This window comes from Nitrosospira multiformis, assembly GCF_900111585.1.
In the GTDB taxonomy this organism is placed as follows: Bacteria; Pseudomonadota; Gammaproteobacteria; order Burkholderiales; family Nitrosomonadaceae; genus Nitrosospira; species Nitrosospira multiformis_B.
This window is the reverse complement of record NZ_FOHI01000003.1, coordinates 391,217-409,807: the sequence shown is the minus strand read 5'-3', so window position 1 is coordinate 409,807 and position 18,591 is coordinate 391,217. Positions and strand designations below refer to the sequence as shown.

Below are 18,591 nucleotides of genomic sequence, written 5' to 3'. Positions count from 1 at the left end.
CACTCACCCTTCACCCTGAGCTTCCATTTTCAGCGCGACATCCGATATTCCTGTTCCTCGTTCCCTACGCCGGTAAACAAGCACGGCGGGAAGCAGACTTCCGGCAAGCGCAATCAATCCTGCGATGGCGGGCCAGACTACCGGTTCATTCCATTCACGCCGCTTCTGCTCGCGCAAGACTCCGTCTATACGCAGATATTTGACATTGTTGTTTGACAGTCTGTTCGGTTTGACGTTGCCATACCATGAGTGATACAAGCCATATTCTTTGGGGTGATAGCCCCAGAGCCAGGGCGCATCATGGCGAAGGATATTGACCATTCTATCGATGATCTTCTGGCGCACGGGGCCGTTCTCCATATTCTTCATTTGCTCGAACAACCGGTTATATTCGGAATTGGAGTAATTGGAAGCGTTCTCGCCTTCATTGCCTACCTTTTGCTGCGGACCATGTAGCAGGAACAGGAAATTCTCCGGATCGGGATAATCGGCGTTCCAACCCCACTCGAAAATCTGGGCATTGCCCTTGCGAATCTTGTCCTGGAAGCGATTGTAGTCCGTGCTGCGAACCACCAACTGAATGTTGAGCTTCTGAAATTGCTTGCGCATCCAGTCGAGGCTGGATTTATCCTCCGCCCCCCTAGCCGTTACGTCGAAATAAAGTACGAGCGGCTCACCGGTTCTGGCGCTGATGCCGTTGGGATAACCTGCTTCTGCCAGTAATGCCTTGGCCACCTTGATCGACTTGCGGCGCGGCCGCCCGTCTACCCACTCATAGACTACGGGGTTGATGCCTTCTTTGCCCTCGCGATGCCCGGCGATGCCGGGAGCAATCGGACCTTGCGCGGGAATCCCGCGTCCGTTGGCAAATATGGAGACATACTCCTCGTAATCCACTGCAATGGAAATCGCCTGACGCAACTTCCTGGCCGATTCGCGGCCACGTTTCCCAACACCGCCGACTACCGGGTCGAGCATATTGAAACCGACGTAGTTTGTGGAAGTCGCAACAGCCGTTTCCAGCCGAATGCCCTGCTCCTTCATCGCTTCAGTTACGGTGGCCTCTCCCTGTCCTGTCAACTGCACAGCCTGGTCGAAACTGTCGGAACCGATATTGGATGCATCGTAGTAACCCTGCAGAAACTTGTTCCAGCGTGGAATGCTTTCCTTCTCCCGGCTGTATACGACCTTTTCTATGAAAGGCAGCGGTTTGCCGACGTCTTTCAGCAGTCCCCCTTCCGCATCCTCCGGCATTCCCTCGGAAGGGTAAGTTTCGCCATGAAAATTGGGATTCTTTTCCAGCACCATTATCCGATTGGGGTTATTCTCCGACAGCATATAGGGCCCGGTTCCGACGGGATACCAGTCGAGGTTGATATTTTTTTCCGACAGGCCTTTCTGGCTGTAGAAGCGCTCAGCCTCCCAAGGAATAGGTGCGAAAAAAGGCATTGCCAGCCAGTACCTGAACTGCGGATATTTGCCCTTGATCTTGATGCGATAGGTATACCGGTCCACCACTTCGGCCCCCTCCAGGGGGTAACGCGCAAGATCCAGGTAATCCTCGCCGTCCTGCTCGCCTCCGCTCTGCTTCCCCTGCTCCTTGGACTGCTCTTTGGCCGCCATCTCGAGCGCTGTCGCATATTCCTTGAGGCCCACGATGTAATCGGACATCAGGCCGAAAATGGGGGAGTGCAGCCGGGGATGAGCCAGCCGCTTGATCTGGAAAACGTAATCCGCAGCGGTGAGTTCCCGGGAGCCGGTTTGCGGAAAATCGCTCAACTTGTAAATGCCACGTACGTCCTCCTCGCCAAGCCTGTGATAAAGGAACTCTCCCTGTGAGTCCCTGGCAAAGGCCGGATGAGGTTGATAACGTATACCGGACTTGATTGAAATTTCATAAACGGTAAAGGCGATCTGACCGGCGTCCACATTGTCGCCCAAGCGCGCGCCTTTTTCGTCAAAATAATGCACCTCCGGCATTTTCGTCGCGGTAGCGGGAATCAATTCATAGGGACGTTTCAGGTAATGGTATTGCAGCGGCGGCTCATATATCTGCGCCGTAAAAAGAATCTCATTGGAGCTGTAGGACTGCACCGGGTCCAGGTGCTTGGGGCGCTCGGCAAAAGCAGCATAAAGTATATTTTTTTCCGCATCCGCGGCAGGATACGGACTGTTCCATGGGTTGCCGCTGCAGGCGCACACCAGAACAGCAAGGAATGCGGGAAGGAAGTGCGTCGCTGGCAAGGTTGCGGTCTTATTCAGAAATTGGGTAAACACGGGCTTGATGATACAGCGGCAATCTTGATTCCTCATGGACAGATTTTCTGCAAACCGGGTGATTCTACAAGCATGCAACAGTTGAAGCTATAATGCTGGAGTTGGGCCAGGTTCAGCGTGTATTTCAGTTCGACGCTATGCGTCACGTCATTTGCTCGTGTACCTTGACCCGCAGTTTCTTCAGGAGTTCAAGCCGTCCGCGCGACTTCGGGACATCCGGACAAACGGGGACGCCGTATTTCTATATTTCACATCATTATTCCAACGCCTCAAGGATATGACATGACATTTCTCGCCAGCAAGCGCATTCTCATCACGGGCCTTCTGACCAACCGTTCGATTGCATATGGCATCGCAAAGGCGATGCATCGCGAGGGCGCCCAGCTTGCCTTTACTTATCAAGGGGAAGGTGTGCGTGAACGGGTTGAAAAAATCATTAAGGAATTTGACAGCGATTTGCTGTTTCCCTGTGATGTTTCAAAGGATGAGGAAATCGACCGATGTTTCGATGATCTCGCAAAGCGCTGGGATGGCCTCGATGGCATTGTTCACTCCATTGCCTTTGCTCCACGCGAGGCGCTCAGCGGAGATTATCTTGAAACCGTAAACCGGGAGGCTTTTCGTATTGCCCACGATGTCAGTTCCTACAGTTTCGCTGCGCTGGCAAAAGCTGCCCTTCCGCTGATGCAGGGACGAAATGGCGCGCTTCTGACACTCTCCTATCTGGGTGCAACAAGGGTGATGCCGAATTACAACGTTATGGGACTGGCCAAGGCAAGTCTCGAAGCCAATGTCCGCTTCATGGCTTCCAGTCTGGGTCCCAAGGGAATACGCGTCAATGCGATTTCGGCAGGGCCGATCAAAACGTTGGCTGCGGCAGGAATCGGCAACTTTGGAAAGCTTCTGAGCTACACGGAGAAGGTCGCGCCGCTGCGGCGTAATGTATCGATCATGGATGTGGGCAATGTGGCCGCCTTTCTATGCAGTGATCTGGCAGGCGGCATAACAGGTGAAATTACCCATGTCGATGCCGGATTCAACACGATTGCCTTCGACACCCTCTAATCCCGAAGCATGACTACTTCTCGAGGTTTTCACTCCTGACCGATACATCATACCTTTTCTTGATTCCATCCAGATAGGATGAAAATTCTTCCTGAGCGAACAACTGGCTCAGTTGGCCTGCAAAAGCTTTTCGCTCGTCTGCGCTGGGCGTCCGTGACTCGATGACACGGTCAACGCGAATCAGAGTAAAACCACCCTGAGCATTCGGCAGGCCTGAATAGGCCGGAAGGTGATTTGTTTCAGCCCTGAAAATCGCCTGTACCGTCTCATTGTCAAAACCCTGGCGCTCCCTTCTGGAAACCTGCTGGCTGGGAGTCCATTTGATTGCGGCAGTCTTTCCCAGCTGCAGTTGCGCAAGCTGCTCCTTCCCTTCATTTACCGCTGCTTTGGAAGCCTCCTCCCGGGCGATCAACACCGCGATTTTATCCCTCAACTCATCCACAGAAGGGGTGGCGGCCGGTCTGTAGTCCAGCACTCTGGCCGAAACAAGCGTGTTGGGAGAAACTTCGATCGCCTCCGTATTGCGTTTATCCTTGATCGCGTCTTCCGAAAATATTGCCTGAAGCAGCCTTTCATTGTTGAGATAAGGCGGCTCATCCGAGTTCACCCGAATCCAGCCGCTCTGCTGTATGGTCAAGCCAAGACTTTCCGCGACCGGTTTCAGGCTATCGCTTTGCTCATACACCATGTTACTGAAGCTGTCCGCCATTTCACCAAACGTCTTTGCAGCTTTCTGTTTCCTGACTTCCGGTTCAACCTGCTTCTTCACTTCCTCGAAACTCGCCTGCTTTCCGCCTCTTGCCTCCGCCAGCAGAATGATATGAAATCCATGCTCAGTCTCGACGATATCGCTGATTTCACCCGGCTTCATCCGGAAAACCACGTCCTCGAATGACTTGGTCATCATGTTGCGGGCGAAAAAACCGAGATCTCCGCCCGTTGGCGCTGAGCCCGGATCCTGGGAATGCTGTTTCGCAAATTCCGCAAAACGCTGTGGGGATTTTCTGACTTCGGCCAGCAGTTCCTCAGCTTTGGCGCGCGCTGCCGCGCGATCAGAAGCGGAAGCCGAGGCAGGTGCGCTTATGAGAATATGACTCGCGCGGCGTTCTTCGGGTTGTCCGAATTCATGCTTGTGCTCCTCGTAATATGCCAGCGCCTCATCGGCGGTTACCTGGGCCTTCTCGGCCAGCGCATCCATCGATAACACTACATACTCGACCCGCGCCTGCTCCGGCACCTGGAATTCGGCCTTGTGCGCCTCATAGTAGGCTCTGATGGCGCCATCACCCGGTTTGACATTCGCCAGAAACTGCCCCGGTTGGATTTGAACAACGCTCACTTCACGCTTTTCGTCACCCAGGCGCAGGATTCTTTCCGCCACCGAATGGGAAATAAACGCATTTTTGGAGAAAGGATCAACCAGTTGCTGTCGCATCAAATCCTGACGCAGGCGTGCTTCAAAAGCGCGCGCGTTCATTCCCTGGTTCCGCAGCCATTCTTCATAGCGCTGCTTCGAAAAATGGCCGTCTTCCTGAAATAAATCGATGTTCTGGATCATCTCGACCAGTTGCGCGTCGGATACCCCCAGTCCAACGCGAAATGCCTCCTGCCGCAGCAAGCGCTGCTGGATCAATCCTTCCAGGACGGCCGCTCTCACTTCGGGTCTCTCCAGCAGGGCCGGGCTGAAATTCTCTCCCAGCGTGGCGCGCATATTCTCCTGCTGATTACGCAGCGCCTGCTCAAATTCCTGGCGCGAAATTTTTTCTCCTGCGGCGAGCGCAACATGGTCACCCGCATCCGCACTGCGATAGGATTCCACGCCCCAGAAAACGAACGGTAACGTGGCAAGTCCCAGGATGATCTGAACGATGCGTCTTTTCTTGTTGACGAAATCAAACATTGAATGACGGAAAACGAATAAAAAAGGCGAACTCGCGTTCGCCCTGATGTAAGCAGATATGGCGGAGTGGACGGGACTCGAACCCGCGACCCCCGGCGTGACAGGCCGGTATTCTAACCAACTGAACTACCACTCCAATAAATCTAACTCTGGTGGGTGCTGACGGGGTCGAACCGCCGACATTCGCCTTGTAAGGGCGACGCTCTACCAACTGAGCTAAGCACCCCCGCCGAAAAGCCGCTAGTTTACTGCATCCTTGAGCGCCTTGCCAGCAATGAATTTAGGAACCTTGGTAGATTCGATTGTGATAGCAGCGCCTGTACGGGGGTTGCGGCCGGTGCGGGCGGCACGCGTGCCTACCTTGAACGTCCCAAATCCTACCAGTGTTACACTTTGGCCTTTCTTAAGAGCGGCTTTGATCGCTTCCAGCGCACCGTCCAGCGCATTTCCCGCCGAAGCTTTGGAAATGTCCGATGATTTCGCGATGGCATCGATGAGTTCAGCTTTATTCACGTGATTCCCCTTTCATTATTGTTAAGAGAGTAAAAACCCTGCAAACGTTTTATATCAAGCGGCTTGTGCGTGGTCAAGCCATTGTAGAAATATTTCCGCCTCGCCTTTATAAGACCTTTGCAAGTCATTAGACTCCTATCACCCCTGTCATACAGAGTCTTTAACAAAACCTAGTGCTTGATGACCGCCGGCGTCACATCGCCTTCCACCGCAACAGGAGCGGGAACTGATGAAGGAGCAGCCGGAAGCGGTTCCGGTTTGGATTCCAGGGCCAGATCCAGCACCTGATCTATCCATTTGACCGGATGAATATCCAGCCTGTTTTTGATATTCTCCGGGATTTCGTTCAGATCTTTAACGTTATCCTCGGGAATCAGCACAGTCTTTATGCCGCCGCGGTGCGCGGCCAGCAGTTTTTCCTTGAGGCCGCCAATTGCCAGCACCTCACCGCGAAGCGTGATCTCACCGGTCATTGCGACAGTTGCGCGCGCCGGAATGTTGGTCAACGCCGATACCATCGCCACGCAGATACCTATACCGGCACTCGGACCGTCTTTCGGTGTCGCACCTTCCGGCAGATGGATATGGATGTCGTTCTTCTGGTAAAAATCATCCGCAATACCCAGAGCCCTTGACCGGCTGCGAACCACCGACAGGGCAGCCTGGACCGATTCCTGCATGACCTCGCCCAGTTTCCCGGTCGTGATGGATTTACCCTTACCCGGTAATACGACGGCCTCGATCGTCAGCAATTCCCCCCCGACCTCTGTCCAGGCGAGGCCGGTCACCTGCCCGATCTGGTTCTTTTCCTCCGCGACACCGTAGGTATAACGCCTTACGCCGAGGTACCTGTCCAGGTTTCTCCCAGTGACGGTAATCCGTTTCTGCCCGCCTTTCAGCAGCAGCGCCTTTACCACTTTACGGCATATTTTGGAAATTTCCCGCTCCATTGCCCGCACGCCTGCCTCGCGGGTGTAATAGCGCGTGATATCCCGCAGGGCTGACTCCGAGACGGTCAGTTCATTTTCCTTCAAGCCGTGATTTTTCATCTGTTTTGGCAACAGATAGCGTGTCGCGATGTTGAGTTTTTCATCCTCGGTGTAGCCGGACAGCCGAATCACTTCCATGCGATCCAGCAGCGGCGCAGGAATGTTCAATGTATTCGCCGTCGCGACGAACATGACATCCGACAGATCATACTCAACCTCGACATAGTGATCGACGAACGAATTATTCTGCTCGGGATCCAGCACTTCCAGGAGTGCGGATGACGGATCACCCCGAAAATCCATGCCCATCTTGTCCACCTCGTCGAGCAGGAACAAGGGATTCTTCACACCTACTTTCGCCATGTTCTGCAGAATCTTGCCCGGCATGGAACCGATATAGGTGCGGCGATGACCACGTGCCTCCGCTTCGTCCCTAACACCGCCGAGCGACATGCGGACGAACTTCCGGTTGGTGGCCCGGGCGATCGATTGCCCCAAAGAAGTCTTTCCTACCCCGGGCGGTCCCACCAGACAGAGGATGGGCGCTTTCAACTTATCCACGCGCTGTTGTACCGCCAGATACTCGACAATCCGTTCCTTGACCTTTTCCAGGCCGTAGTGATCCTGCTCGAGCACAGCTTCCGCAACGCTGAGGTCTTTGCTTATCTTGCTTTTTTTCTTCCATGGCAGGGCCACCAGCGCATCAATATAATTACGCACCACAGTGGCTTCAGCCGACATGGGCGACATCAACCGCAGTTTTTTCAACTCCGATTCCGCCTTGGCGCGCGCCTCCTTGGACATCTGGGCGCTTTTGATCTTCTTGTCCATCTCTTCCAGATCAGCGCCTTCCTCGCCTTCACCCAGTTCCTTCTGGATGGCCTTCACCTGCTCATTGAGATAGTAATCCCGTTGGCTTTTTTCCATCTGCCGCTTTACACGGCCACGAATACGCTTTTCCACCTGCAGTATGTCAAGCTCGGTTTCCAGCAGACCAAGCAGGTGTTCCAGGCGCTTCGGCACATCGAAAATTTCCAGCACTTCCTGTTTCTGCTCAAGCTTCAAAGGCAGGTGCGCAGCGATGGTATCAGCCAGACGGCCTGCTTCGTCTATGCCGCTAAGCGAAGTCAGGATCTCCGGAGGAATCTTCTTGTTCAGCTTCACGTACTGATCGAACTGAGCCAGCATGGCGCGGCGCATCGCCTCGACCTCATGATTATCCACGGCATCGGGCGGCAGCAATGCTGCTTCGCCGGCGAAGTACGTACCGTCGTCAACCACTTTCACGATGCGCGCGCGGCGACCGCCTTCCACCAATACTTTCACGGTACCGTCGGGTAGCTTGAGCATTTGCAGCAGGTTTGCGACGCTGCACACCCCGTACAGATCTTCGGGTGCGGGCTCGTCCTTGGCTGCAAATTTCTGCGCCACAAGCAAAATGCTCTTGCCGGATTCCATCGCGATTTCCAGTGCCTTGATGGACTTGGGCCGGCCGACAAACAGGGGAATCACCATGTGCGGAAAAACCACCACATCGCGCAATGGCAACAAAGGTAATGAAATCTGATTTTGATCGTTCATGGGAGAGGACATATCGGCTCACCTATAAGAAACAAACGATAGTTATGGGGGCGCCGTAAAGAAATTCAAGGCAACGACGGCAATGTCGAAACACGAAACCCGGACTAGCAGCTCTTCGCCACTTTCGGTTTGTCCGAATAGATCAGAATGGGTTTGATATCCCCATTGACAGAACTGTGGTCAATCACCACTTTAGCAACATTCTCCAGTGACGGCAGGTCAAACATCGTATCCAGCAACGCAGCCTCAAGAATGGAGCGTAAACCTCGCGCACCGGTCTTTCGCACGAGCGCCTTGCGAGCAATCGCTTTGAGCGCCTGCTCCCGGAATTCGAGATCGATGCCCCCTTCCATATGAAACATTTTCTGATACTGCTTGATGAGCGCATTCTTGGGTTCAGTCAGGATTTGAATCAACGCGGCCTCGTCAAGTTCCTCGAGGGTTGCAACGACAGGTAATCGGCCGACGAATTCCGGAATCAGGCCATACTTCACCAGATCCTCGGGCTCGACCCCTCGCAGTACGGCGCCAAAATCCTTGCGGTTATCCTGGCTTCTTACACTGGCGCTGAAACCTATCCCGCCCTTCTCCGAGCGAGCGCGTATGATCTTCTCCAGGCCATCAAAAGCGCCCCCGCAAATGAAAAGAATATTGGTGGTATCTACCTGCACGAACTCCTGGTTGGGATGCTTTCTCCCCCCCTGCGGCGGCACGGACGCAACCGTGCCTTCGATCAGCTTGAGCAGTGCCTGCTGCACCCCCTCACCCGAGACATCGCGTGTGATGGATGGATTATCCGATTTACGCGAAATCTTGTCGATTTCGTCTATGTAGACAATACCTTGCTGCGCCTTTTCCGCGTCGTAGTTACATTTCTGAAGCAGTTTCTGGATGATGTTCTCAACATCCTCGCCGACATACCCCGCCTCGGTCAGCGTTGTCGCATCCGCCATGACAAAAGGCACATCCAGCAAACGTGCCAGCGTCTGGGCAAGCAGCGTCTTGCCTGAACCCGTGGGGCCAATCAGCAGGATGTTGCTCTTCGCCAGTTCGATCTCATCCGGGTCAGTGGATTTTGCGAGAGTTCTCAGACGCTTGTAGTGATTATAAACCGCTACCGACAGAATTTTCTTCGCCTGCTCCTGGCCGATCACGTATTGATCCAGGATCTGTCGAATTTCATGGGGAACAGGCAGATCCGACTTTGCGAGCTTGGCCGCCTCCACACCCTGTATTTCCTCACGAATGATATCGTTGCACAACTCGATACATTCGTCGCATATGAATACCGAAGGACCGGCGATCAGCTTCTTTACCTCATGCTGACTCTTACCACAAAAGGAACAATAAAGCAGTTTTTCTCCGCCAGTTTTCTCTGACATAGTTTTATCCCGCATTATCCGAGCTGAATAGCTCGTGACTGATTACAAGCTCTCCCGAAGTCAAACTTCAACCGGCACCCTCTCCCCTCGAGGTTAGCACGGCATCCACCAGACCATATTTCACCGAGTCCTCCGCCCCCAGAAAGTTATCCCGGTCGGTATCTCTTTCAATGGTTTCCATACTCTGACCGGTGTGTTTTGACAGTAGCTCATTCAATCGGTTCTTCAGATACAGGATTTCCCGGGCGTGAATCTCGATATCGGATGCCTGCCCCTGGAATCCTCCCAGCGGCTGGTGAATCATCACACGGGAGTTGGGCAGACAAAACCGCTTCCCTTTCGCTCCGGCTGCCAGAAGCAGCGATCCCATGCTGGCCGCCTGCCCTATGCAAAGGGTGCTGACGTCGGGCTTGATAAACTGCATGGTATCGTAGACCGCCATTCCGGCTGAAACCAGGCCACCGGGCGAATTTATGTAAAAATGAATATCCTTGTCCGCATTTTCCGATTCGAGAAACAGGAGTTGCGCGACAATCAGGTTGGCAGATGCTTCGGTAACAGGTCCCACAAGAAATATGACCCGCTCCCGCAGCAACCGGGAATAAATATCGTATGCGCGCTCTCCCCGCCCGCTGGTTTCAATCACCATCGGGATCAAACCCAAACCCTGCGGTTCGGGATTACGCTGCTTCCACTCGAATCGTTGCATGTTTATGATCTTCCCATCAATTCATCCAGCGGCATCGGCTTGCCGGTCACGACCGCCTTCTCCAGCACCCATGTCACCACGTTATCCTCCAGTGCCGCCGATTCAGCTTCCCTCAGCCGCTCCGGCGCGGCATAGTGCCAACTGACTACTTCGGCCGGATTCTCGTAGGCTTGCGCGAGATCTTCCACCACCGCACGCACCTGCTCCGGTTTGGGGTGCAAGCTGTGCATTTTTACCAGTTCCCCCAGAATCAGGCCCAGCTTCACCCGATGTTGCGCCCGCTCCTGGAGCATATCGTGCGGCAGGGAGAAGTTCTTTGTATTCATGCCGCGTGAAGCAAAATCATTGCGCGCATCCTCCATCAGGCGGTCCAACTCCATTTCCACCAGCGCTTTGGGAGGATCAACGTTACTGGTCGTATCGATAAGGATCTGCATTACCTGCTCCTTGAGCCTCGCATTTACGCGTTTGGCCGCTTCGCGTTCAAGATTCGCCCGGATTTCGCTGCGCATCTTTTCAATATCGCCCTCGGCAATCCCGAGTGAAGTAGCGAAATCAGCATTCACTTCCGGCAGTTTTGAAGATTCCACTCCATTGAGCTTCACTTCAAATACGGCCGTTTTTCCTGCGACCTCCTTTCCATGATAGTCTGATGGAAAGGCAACTTCAAATGTTTTACTCTGACCCGGACTCATGCCGAGCAGAGGTTCTTCGAAATCCTTGAGAAGCCTTCCTTCGCCCAGCACCAGACTGAAATTTTCAGCTTTGCCGCCCGCAAACTCGACACCATCGATCAAGCCACGATAGTCGATATTGATTCGATCGCCTGGCTGGGCTGGCCGGTCCACAGGTTCAAACTCAACCCGCTGCTTGCGCAGCATCTCCAGGGTTTTATCCACGTCGGCAGGAGTAACCTCGACTACCGGACGTTCAATATGCGCGCCTCCAAGATCGCCGAGTGCGATATCTGGATAGACCTCGAATGTCGCACTGAATTCAACCTGAGCAGTATCGCTTTCTGCCAGCTTGGGTTCGAAGCGCGGATAGCCCGCTACCCGCAGGTTATTCTCGCGCACGGCCTCGCTGAAATTCTTTTTCAGCACATCTTCCATGACTTCCTGGCGAACCTGCGGACCATATTGCTGTGCGACAATTTTCAAGGGCACCTTGCCCGGCCGAAATCCGTGAAATTTCGCTGTTCGCGCCAGTCGCTTCAAGCGGCTTTCGACTTCCGTTTCGATTTTCTCCTGGGGCACTGAAACGTTAAGGCGGCGCTCGAGCGCACCAAGGTTTTCAACATTTGTCTGCATTAAATTTCCTGAGGATTGACAACATTATTTATCATGAAGGGGCCAGGGAAACCCGATAGCGATCAACACACATCGCTCAGACCTGTTCATATCCCTGGTGCGAAAGGGGGGACTCGAACCCCCACACCTTTCGGCGCCAGAACCTAAATCTGGTGCGTCTACCAATTCCGCCACTTTCGCAGGCTTTTCATTCCGGACTTGACCACAATTATACCCGTTTCTCCCTGCGACAGCAGCCATGCGCCTTCGGGCAAGTTCGGCCGCCGTGAAGGACAGCGCCGCGAGGTGCAGCACCAGCTAGCAGAATATCGTTTTGCCACTGACCGCTTTGCTGTCAGGACCCATGAGATACAAATAGCAGGACATCAGCTCCTGCGGCTGGCGCAAACTCTGCTTGACTTCACCCGGGTGCGTTCTGGTTCGCTGTGGCGTGTGCACAGGCCCCGGAATCAAGGCATTGATACGCAGAGTGGGAAGGATTTCCCACTCCTGCGCCTGGATCTTGACCAGCGCCTCCACTCCTGCCTTGGCTACCGCAAAACCACCCCAGTAGGCGGCGGGAACATGTCCGTGCGCATCGGATGTCATGATGACGCTTGCATCAGGAGAAGCCTTCAGCAGCGGAAGGCAGGCGCGGGTCAAGGCAAACGGCGCAATGAGGTTGACGCGCAGCAGGGCGAGCCATTCTTCCAGCGTCTGGGTCTCCAGCGGTGTCAGGTTGAATAATAACGCCGCATTATGCAGAATGCCATCCAGTCTGCCTAACTGCAATTTAATGGCATGGGCAATAGCGGCAAAATCCTTGTCCCCCGCTTTTTCCAGATCCAGCGGAAAAATTGACGGCTGAGCCCCGCCTCCTGCCTCGATTTCGTCATAGACGCTTTCCAGTTTCTTCACGTTTCGCCCATGCAAGATAACCGTGGCGCCATGGGCAGCATATGTCAGCGCGGCCGTTCGACCGATACCCTGGCCCGCTCCGGTAACCAGAATCACACGATCCTTGAGCAGGTCGTTCGGTGCAATGTAGTTTTTCAAATCGTTCATAAAAGATACTTACGGCTGGAAACAAATTCCGTCAAGAGGTTGCTCCCGGTTTACAGCGATGAAGGCTCCATGGAAATGCCTTTGGGTAGCGCGGAAACAACGCTTCACCCTTTCATCCAGGTTTTCCACGCTATCCAGAGTTTACGCAGCGGCGTCAGGCTTATACGCTGCCGCATCACATGACATCCATCAGCCTTGATCTCCTTCAGCAAGGCCTGATAGATCGCGGCCATGATGATCCCGGAACGCTGGCTTTTGCGATCCTCCTCCGGCAGTGCCGCAAAAGCGCTTGCATAATAACTTTCCGCCCGGTCGATCTGAAATTCGATTAAGCGCCTGAAATTGTCCGTTTCGCGCGACTGGAGTATATCGTCATTGCTCACCCCGAAGCGCGCGAGTTCGTCCTGAGGCAGATAAATACGGTCGCGCCGGGCATCCTCGCCAACGTCGCGTATGATATTGGTAAGTTGGAATGCCAGCCCGAGATCCTGGGCATATTCGAGCGTTTTCGGATTGCGATAGCCGAATATCTCGGCGGAGCACAATCCCACTACGCTTGCCACGTGGTAACAATAGTGCCGAAGCGTATCGAAGTCCGCATAGCGGTTATAATCAAGATCCATTTCCATGCCGTCTATGATCTCGTTCAGGCGGGCTGCGGTCAGATTGAACGTGCTTGCCACGCCGGCCAATGCCTGTGCCACCGGATGGCTCGGCTGGTTCCCCTCTGCATCGAAGATCGCAGCAACTTCCTGTCGCCACCATGCAAGCTTTACTCGCGCTACTGACGCTTCCGTACACTCGTCTACGACATCGTCCACCTCTCGACAAAAAGCGTAGAGTGCAGTAATGGCACGACGCCTCTCAGGAGGCAGATAGAGAAAGCTGTAGTAGAAGCTCGAACCGCTTTGAATAGCTTTTTCCTGGCAATACTGGTCTGGGGTCATGATAAGTTATTAAAAAGGCGATAATTTGTCATCGCTGAACCACCGCTGAACCAAAAAAGCGCATTATCTCATCAATCACACTTGTCGCTGCATTCCTCTGGACAAAACCCGCTCAACCAGCCGACAATCAGCCTTATAGATTGCCCGGATAGATTTCTGCAGCAGGAATATCCATGGATGAATGCTGCCCGACGCACGGCTTCCAATAATAAAAAACCCCGCGGCTGCGGGGTTTTTTATTGCACAGCTTATTGCACAATTGGTGCAGTCGTCGGGCAAACCTTACATGTCCATGCCGCCCATGCCGCCCATTCCACCCATACCGCCCATGCCGCCACCCATACCGCCGCCGGCACCCTCTTCCTTGGGCACTTCCGCTACCAGCGCATCAGTGGTGAGCATCAGACCTGCGATGGAAGCGGCATGCTGCAACGCATAACGCGTCACTTTGGTGGGGTCGAGCACGCCCATCTGAACCATGTCACCATATTCGCTGCTGGCTGCGTTATAACCGAAGTTCTCCGTTCCTTCCAGAACCTTGTTGATGACTACGGAAGGCTCATCACCGCAATTTGCAACGATCTGACGCAGTGGCTCTTCCAGGGCACGCAGAACGATCTTGATTCCGGCATCCTGGTCATGGTTGTCGCCTTTCAGGTTCGACACCGCGGTCCGGGTCCGCAGGAGCGCGACACCGCCGCCAGGAACGATACCTTCTTCCACCGCAGCCCGGGTAGCATGCAACGCATCTTCCACCCGCGCTTTTTTCTCCTTCATCTCGACTTCGGTCGCCGCGCCCACTTTGATCAACGCCACCCCGCCGGCCAGCTTGGCCACGCGCTCCTGCAGTTTCTCCTTATCGTAATCACTGGTCGCTTCTTCGATCTGAGCGCGGATCTGCTTCACACGGCCTTCAATGTTCTGGGTATCCCCGGCGCCGTCGATGATGGTGGTTTCTTCCTTGCCGACTTCCACCCGCTTGGCTTGCCCCAGTTCCGCGAGGGTCGCCTTTTCCAGCGAGAGACCCACTTCTTCGGCAATCACCGTGCCGCCGGTGAGAATTGCGATATCCTCGAGCATGGCTTTGCGGCGGTCCCCAAACCCGGGCGCTTTCACTGCGCAGGTCTTGAGAATGCCGCGGATGTTGTTGACCACCAGCGTGGCAAGCGCCTCACCATCGACATCTTCGGCGATGATCAGCAATGGCTTGCCGGCCTTCGCCACCTGTTCCAGTACTGGCAGCAAGTCGCGGATGTTAGAGATTTTCTTGTCGTGCAGCAGGATGAACGGGCTTTCCAGCAGCGCGATCTGTCTGTCCGCATTGTTGATGAAGTAGGGTGACAGGTAGCCGCGATCGAACTGCATGCCCTCGACCACTTCCAGTTCGTTTTGCAGCCCGGAACCATCCTCCACCGTGATGACACCTTCCTTGCCAACTTTTTCCATTGCATCGGCAATGATCTTGCCGATTTCGGGATCGGAATTGGCGGAAATGCTGCCAACCTGCGCGATTTCCTTGCCGGTGGTACAGGGTTTGGAAAGTTTCTTCAGTTCCTCAACCGTAGCGACGACCGCTTTGTCGATTCCCCGCTTGAGATCCATGGGGTTCATCCCTGCGGCGACGTACTTCATGCCTTCCTTGACAATGGATTGCGCCAGAACGGTAGCCGTGGTCGTTCCGTCACCGGCAACATCGGAAGTCTTGCTGGCGACTTCCTTTACCATCTGCGCGCCCATGTTCTCGAACTTGTCTTTCAGTTCGATTTCCTTCGCTACTGAAACACCATCCTTGGTGATGGTGGGTGAGCCGTAGGAACGCTCCAGTACGACATTACGTCCCTTGGGTCCGAGAGTGACTTTTACCGCATCAGCCAGGATATTGACTCCGTTCACCATCTTGTGGCGAGCTGAATCGCTGAATTTAACCTCTTTCGCTGCCATAATCCGTTTCTCCTAATTTCCAGAAAATATTGTGCAAGACGTCTTGCGAAAATTAACCTTCAACAACGCCCATGATGTCTTCTTCGCGCATCACCAGAAGTTCTTCTCCCGATATCTTCACGGTCTGTCCGGAATATTTGCCGAACAACACTTTATCGCCGACTTTCACTTCCAGCGGACGGACATTGCCGTCATCCCCAACCTTGCCTTTGCCTACGGCGATAATTTCGCCCTGATCCGGCTTCTCCGCAGCACTGTCAGGTATGACAATACCAGATGCGGTCTTGCGCTCTTCTTCCAGCCGCTTGACTATGACGCGGTCGTGTAAGGGACGAATCTGCATGTTTTCTTCTCCTGTGTTTTAAAAAATTAAAACGAATGAAATCCTTCGAGCTTGCCCCGAATATGGCTTCCCGAGCCATTTACCGAAATTATTAGCACTCAACGCTAATGAGTGCTAATAATAGGGCCTGTCACCCGGAATATCAAGTGGATAAGCAAGATAAAAGAAGAACTCCATCTGCTTGACAAGGCGATTACTCGACCTTCCGGGGATTTTCAGCGTCACTTCGCCGGTGAATTCCTGTACTTCAGTACGATAGACAGGGCGCCGGGGACATTCCTAGAATGGGAACATATATTCAGGAGGAATGTGATAGTCCTGCGCCGTCTGCCGTTTGCCAGATGCAGTTTGCCGGGCCGCTTACTGGCTGAACATACGGTCTTTGCCATGGCTCCTCCCCCCTTGAATACACTGAATACATCGAACACATCCAACTCATCACACACAAGGATTTGCTATGTCAGCTCGAATCGACGCTCGCCAAGGGGGTAACGCAGGCAGGAGCGCATTATCAAAAATATTGCACTCCCAACGGTTCCACGTTTACAGCGGTATGCTGCTGGCAACGTTATTCGGATTCTTTGCCTGGGCGCACTTCAACAAGTATCTGGAAACAGGGGAATGGACGCTGTTGCTAGTCATCCTTTCCGAAACCCTGACCACGGGATTCTTTATCTTCCGCAGTTCCCCCCAGACGGTTTCCGTCGCGCCGTCCGACTGGCTGGTCGCGATTGCCGGTACCTTCGCGCCACTGTTGCTCCGACCTGCAACCTGGGGCGTGTTTCCTGCGGCAAGCAGCATCATTGCCCTCGGCATCCTGCTACAGATCGTCAGCCTGCTGTCCCTCAATCGTAGTTTTGCGCTCGTCGCGGCCAAACGTGAAATCAAGACCGCCTGGATGTACGGTATCGTGCGCCATCCGCTCTATGCCTGTTATTTCCTCGTGTTTGCCGGCTATGTACTGGTGCATACGACGCTCGCAAATGTGCTCATCTTTGCGGCGACAATGGGATTTCTCTGGGTGCGGATCCAGCGCGAGGAAAGACATCTTGCGCTGGACCCGGTCTACCGCACTTACATGCTCCGGGTACCTTACCGGCTCGTGCCGTTCGTGTTTTAGCTACCACGATTTTATAGGCTCTATCTACATGGCAAACCCAATCAGTGAACTGCTGGTTCGCGAAGGTCTGATCTCGTCTGCCCAGCTGGCGCAGGCGCTTGCCCGCCAGAGGCAGGACAATGGCCGCCTGGGAGATAGTCTCGCCTCGCTTGGCTTTCTCACGGCAGAGCAGTTTCGCCAGTTCTTCCAGCCTGTCCCGGAGGTCCCGCTGAAAGTGGCGGACGCCGGGCTGAGTGAAGCTTTTCTCACCGACCTGCTGCTCAAGGCCGCCTATCTTGAGGCCGGCACATTCTCCTTGCAGCAGATCTCCGATACGCTCTCTCTCCCGTTCAGTGTCGTCGATGAACTGGCGGAACTGATGAAGGCGGATCAATTGATCGCGATCCGTTCGGCCACCGGCTACAGCCGGGCCTCACATATTCTCGAGCTGACCAAGCGCGGACGGGAAAGAGCGGAAGCCGCCCTCGATACCAGCCGTTATGTGGGCGCGGCACCGGTCCCCTTGCGGGACTACAGCCGCGCCGTGGCACGGCAATGCGTCCGTCAGGTGGAAGTGGACGATAAATGGGTACGGCACTCCCTCAAGCACATGGTCATCGGCGAGAGAATGCTCAACCAGTTGGGCGCGGCATTTGGCTCAGGGCGTTCCATCTTCTTCTATGGCCCGCCGGGAACGGGAAAAACGAGCATTACCGAAATACTGGGCCGCGCACTGCCGGGGCACATCTATATCCCGCAGGCAATAGAGGTGAGCGGCCAAGTGATCCGCCTGTTCGATCCCTCGATTCACTTCAGTGTGGAAGATGAATCTTCGGAAGATCCCGGGCTTGACCTGAGCCGGAGCGTGAAGCATGACCCGCGCTGGAAGAAGTGTCGGCGTCCCGTGGTGATGGTAGGGGGGGAGCTGACCCTGGACATGCTCGACCTGCGTTATGACGCCAGCAGCAGATTCTACGAAGCTCCGATCCAGATGAAAGCCGGAAACGGCGTATTCATCCTTGACGACTTTGGCCGCCAGCAGGTGGAACCACGCCAGCTGCTCAATCGCTGGATCATCCCCCTTGAACGCGGTACCGACTTCCCCACGCTGCATACCGGCCTGAAGTTCGAGATTCCCTTCGACCAGATCACGGTTTTCTGTACCAATCTGCGCCCGGCGGATCTGGTCGACGAGGCGTTCCTGCGCCGTATTCGCCACAAGATACAGGTGCAGTACCAGACCGAAGACGAGTTCAGGGAAATCCTGCGGCGTGTGTGCGAGGGCCAGGGAATCGCTTACGATGCGGAAGCCGCGGAATATCTGCTGGATAATCATTACCGCAAGCCCGGGCGGCCGCTGACAGGCAGCCACCCGCGGGACTTGGTGGAGCATATCGTGGACCACGCGCGCTTCATGCGGCGGCTTCCGGAGTTGACACCCGAGACTGTGGACCTGGCCGCGGCCAGCTATTTCGTGGAGATGTAACGAAG

Annotated in this window: 14 protein-coding genes and 3 tRNA genes; 3 read left to right on the top strand and 14 right to left on the bottom strand. The window is 54.5% G+C overall.

What is annotated here, in order from left to right; all coding sequences use genetic code 11:
• Positions 1–3: 3 nt before the first annotated feature.
• Complete coding sequence (locus BMW46_RS07265) at positions 4–2,313, bottom strand: ABC transporter substrate-binding protein (RefSeq protein WP_256376991.1); 2,310 nt, start codon at positions 2,311–2,313, stop codon at positions 4–6.
• Between the two features lie 246 nt (positions 2,314–2,559).
• Between BMW46_RS07265 and BMW46_RS07260 the strand changes: the two genes are divergently transcribed.
• Positions 2,560–3,342 (top strand): enoyl-ACP reductase FabI, encoded by a 783-nt coding sequence (locus BMW46_RS07260; RefSeq protein WP_074706537.1) that lies wholly within the window; start codon positions 2,560–2,562, stop codon positions 3,340–3,342.
• A gap of 13 nt (positions 3,343–3,355) precedes the next feature.
• Here the strand turns inward: BMW46_RS07260 and BMW46_RS07255 are convergent, their stop codons facing one another.
• From BMW46_RS07255 to groES, 13 genes are all read right to left on the bottom strand, one after another.
• Positions 3,356–5,242 carry a SurA N-terminal domain-containing protein gene (locus tag BMW46_RS07255; protein ID WP_074706536.1) on the bottom strand — a complete coding sequence of 629 codons (1,887 nt, stop codon included), beginning with the start codon at positions 5,240–5,242 and terminating at the stop codon, positions 3,356–3,358.
• A gap of 59 nt (positions 5,243–5,301) precedes the next feature.
• Positions 5,302–5,378, bottom strand: a tRNA-Asp gene (locus BMW46_RS07250).
• Positions 5,379–5,392: 14 nt separating this feature from the next.
• Positions 5,393–5,468, bottom strand: a tRNA-Val gene (locus BMW46_RS07245).
• Between the two features lie 14 nt (positions 5,469–5,482).
• Positions 5,483–5,755, bottom strand: a complete 273-nt coding sequence (locus BMW46_RS07240; RefSeq protein ID WP_011381631.1) for an HU family DNA-binding protein — start codon at positions 5,753–5,755, stop codon at positions 5,483–5,485.
• Positions 5,756–5,925: 170 nt separating this feature from the next.
• On the bottom strand, positions 5,926–8,337 hold the full coding sequence (gene lon, locus BMW46_RS07235; RefSeq protein WP_074706533.1) for an endopeptidase La: 2,412 nt from the start codon (positions 8,335–8,337) through the stop codon (positions 5,926–5,928).
• Between the two features lie 92 nt (positions 8,338–8,429).
• On the bottom strand, positions 8,430–9,707 hold the full coding sequence (clpX, locus tag BMW46_RS07230) for an ATP-dependent Clp protease ATP-binding subunit ClpX (RefSeq protein ID WP_074706531.1): 1,278 nt from the start codon (positions 9,705–9,707) through the stop codon (positions 8,430–8,432).
• Positions 9,708–9,774: 67 nt separating this feature from the next.
• Positions 9,775–10,416, bottom strand: coding sequence for an ATP-dependent Clp endopeptidase proteolytic subunit ClpP (gene clpP / locus BMW46_RS07225; RefSeq protein ID WP_074706528.1), 642 nt, complete (start codon positions 10,414–10,416; stop codon positions 9,775–9,777).
• A gap of 2 nt (positions 10,417–10,418) precedes the next feature.
• Complete coding sequence (gene tig, locus BMW46_RS07220; RefSeq protein WP_074706526.1) at positions 10,419–11,726, bottom strand: trigger factor; 1,308 nt, start codon at positions 11,724–11,726, stop codon at positions 10,419–10,421.
• 95 nt (positions 11,727–11,821) lie between these two features.
• Positions 11,822–11,906, bottom strand: a tRNA-Leu gene (locus tag BMW46_RS07215).
• A 117-nt stretch (positions 11,907–12,023) separates the two neighbouring features.
• Positions 12,024–12,770 carry a YciK family oxidoreductase gene (locus BMW46_RS07210; RefSeq protein WP_177171051.1) on the bottom strand — a complete coding sequence of 249 codons (747 nt, stop codon included), beginning with the start codon at positions 12,768–12,770 and terminating at the stop codon, positions 12,024–12,026.
• 104 nt (positions 12,771–12,874) lie between these two features.
• Positions 12,875–13,717, bottom strand: a complete 843-nt coding sequence (hpnD, locus tag BMW46_RS07205) for a presqualene diphosphate synthase HpnD (RefSeq protein ID WP_074706523.1) — start codon at positions 13,715–13,717, stop codon at positions 12,875–12,877.
• Between the two features lie 282 nt (positions 13,718–13,999).
• Positions 14,000–15,658: a chaperonin GroEL gene (groL, locus tag BMW46_RS07200; protein WP_074706520.1), complete on the bottom strand. Its 1,659-nt coding sequence runs from the start codon at positions 15,656–15,658 to the stop codon at positions 14,000–14,002.
• 52 nt (positions 15,659–15,710) lie between these two features.
• Complete coding sequence (gene groES, locus BMW46_RS07195) at positions 15,711–16,001, bottom strand: co-chaperone GroES (protein ID WP_011381639.1); 291 nt, start codon at positions 15,999–16,001, stop codon at positions 15,711–15,713.
• Between the two features lie 457 nt (positions 16,002–16,458).
• Here groES and BMW46_RS07190 point away from each other — a divergent pair, with 457 nt between their 5' ends.
• Together BMW46_RS07190 and BMW46_RS07185 are read left to right on the top strand one after the other, a co-directional pair.
• Positions 16,459–17,121, top strand: coding sequence for a methyltransferase family protein (locus BMW46_RS07190; protein WP_074706518.1), 663 nt, complete (start codon positions 16,459–16,461; stop codon positions 17,119–17,121).
• 28 nt (positions 17,122–17,149) lie between these two features.
• A complete protein-coding gene (locus BMW46_RS07185) occupies positions 17,150–18,586 on the top strand; it encodes a cyclic di-GMP-binding domain-containing protein, MshE-related (protein WP_074706515.1) in 1,437 nt (478 codons plus the stop codon).
• Positions 18,587–18,591: the final 5 nt, after the last annotated feature.

Bases quoted from the DNA above. Each gene is read 5' to 3' on its own strand.
- groES (WP_011381639.1), bottom strand. From the start codon at position 16,001: ATGCAGATTCGTCCCTTACACGACCGCGTCATAGTCAAGCGGCTGGAA.
- BMW46_RS07185 (WP_074706515.1), top strand. From the start codon at position 17,150: ATGGCAAACCCAATCAGTGAACTGCTGGTTCGCGAAGGTCTGATCTCG.
- BMW46_RS07190 (WP_074706518.1), top strand. From the start codon at position 16,459: ATGTCAGCTCGAATCGACGCTCGCCAAGGGGGTAACGCAGGCAGGAGC.
- lon (WP_074706533.1), bottom strand. From the start codon at position 8,337: ATGTCCTCTCCCATGAACGATCAAAATCAGATTTCATTACCTTTGTTG.
- hpnD (WP_074706523.1), bottom strand. From the start codon at position 13,717: ATGACCCCAGACCAGTATTGCCAGGAAAAAGCTATTCAAAGCGGTTCG.
- groL (WP_074706520.1), bottom strand. From the start codon at position 15,658: ATGGCAGCGAAAGAGGTTAAATTCAGCGATTCAGCTCGCCACAAGATG.
- clpP (WP_074706528.1), bottom strand. From the start codon at position 10,416: ATGCAACGATTCGAGTGGAAGCAGCGTAATCCCGAACCGCAGGGTTTG.
- clpX (WP_074706531.1), bottom strand. From the start codon at position 9,707: ATGTCAGAGAAAACTGGCGGAGAAAAACTGCTTTATTGTTCCTTTTGT.
- BMW46_RS07255 (WP_074706536.1), bottom strand. From the start codon at position 5,242: ATGTTTGATTTCGTCAACAAGAAAAGACGCATCGTTCAGATCATCCTG.
- BMW46_RS07260 (WP_074706537.1), top strand. From the start codon at position 2,560: ATGACATTTCTCGCCAGCAAGCGCATTCTCATCACGGGCCTTCTGACC.
- BMW46_RS07265 (WP_256376991.1), bottom strand. From the start codon at position 2,313: ATGAGGAATCAAGATTGCCGCTGTATCATCAAGCCCGTGTTTACCCAA.
- tig (WP_074706526.1), bottom strand. From the start codon at position 11,726: ATGCAGACAAATGTTGAAAACCTTGGTGCGCTCGAGCGCCGCCTTAAC.
- BMW46_RS07210 (WP_177171051.1), bottom strand. From the start codon at position 12,770: ATGAACGATTTGAAAAACTACATTGCACCGAACGACCTGCTCAAGGAT.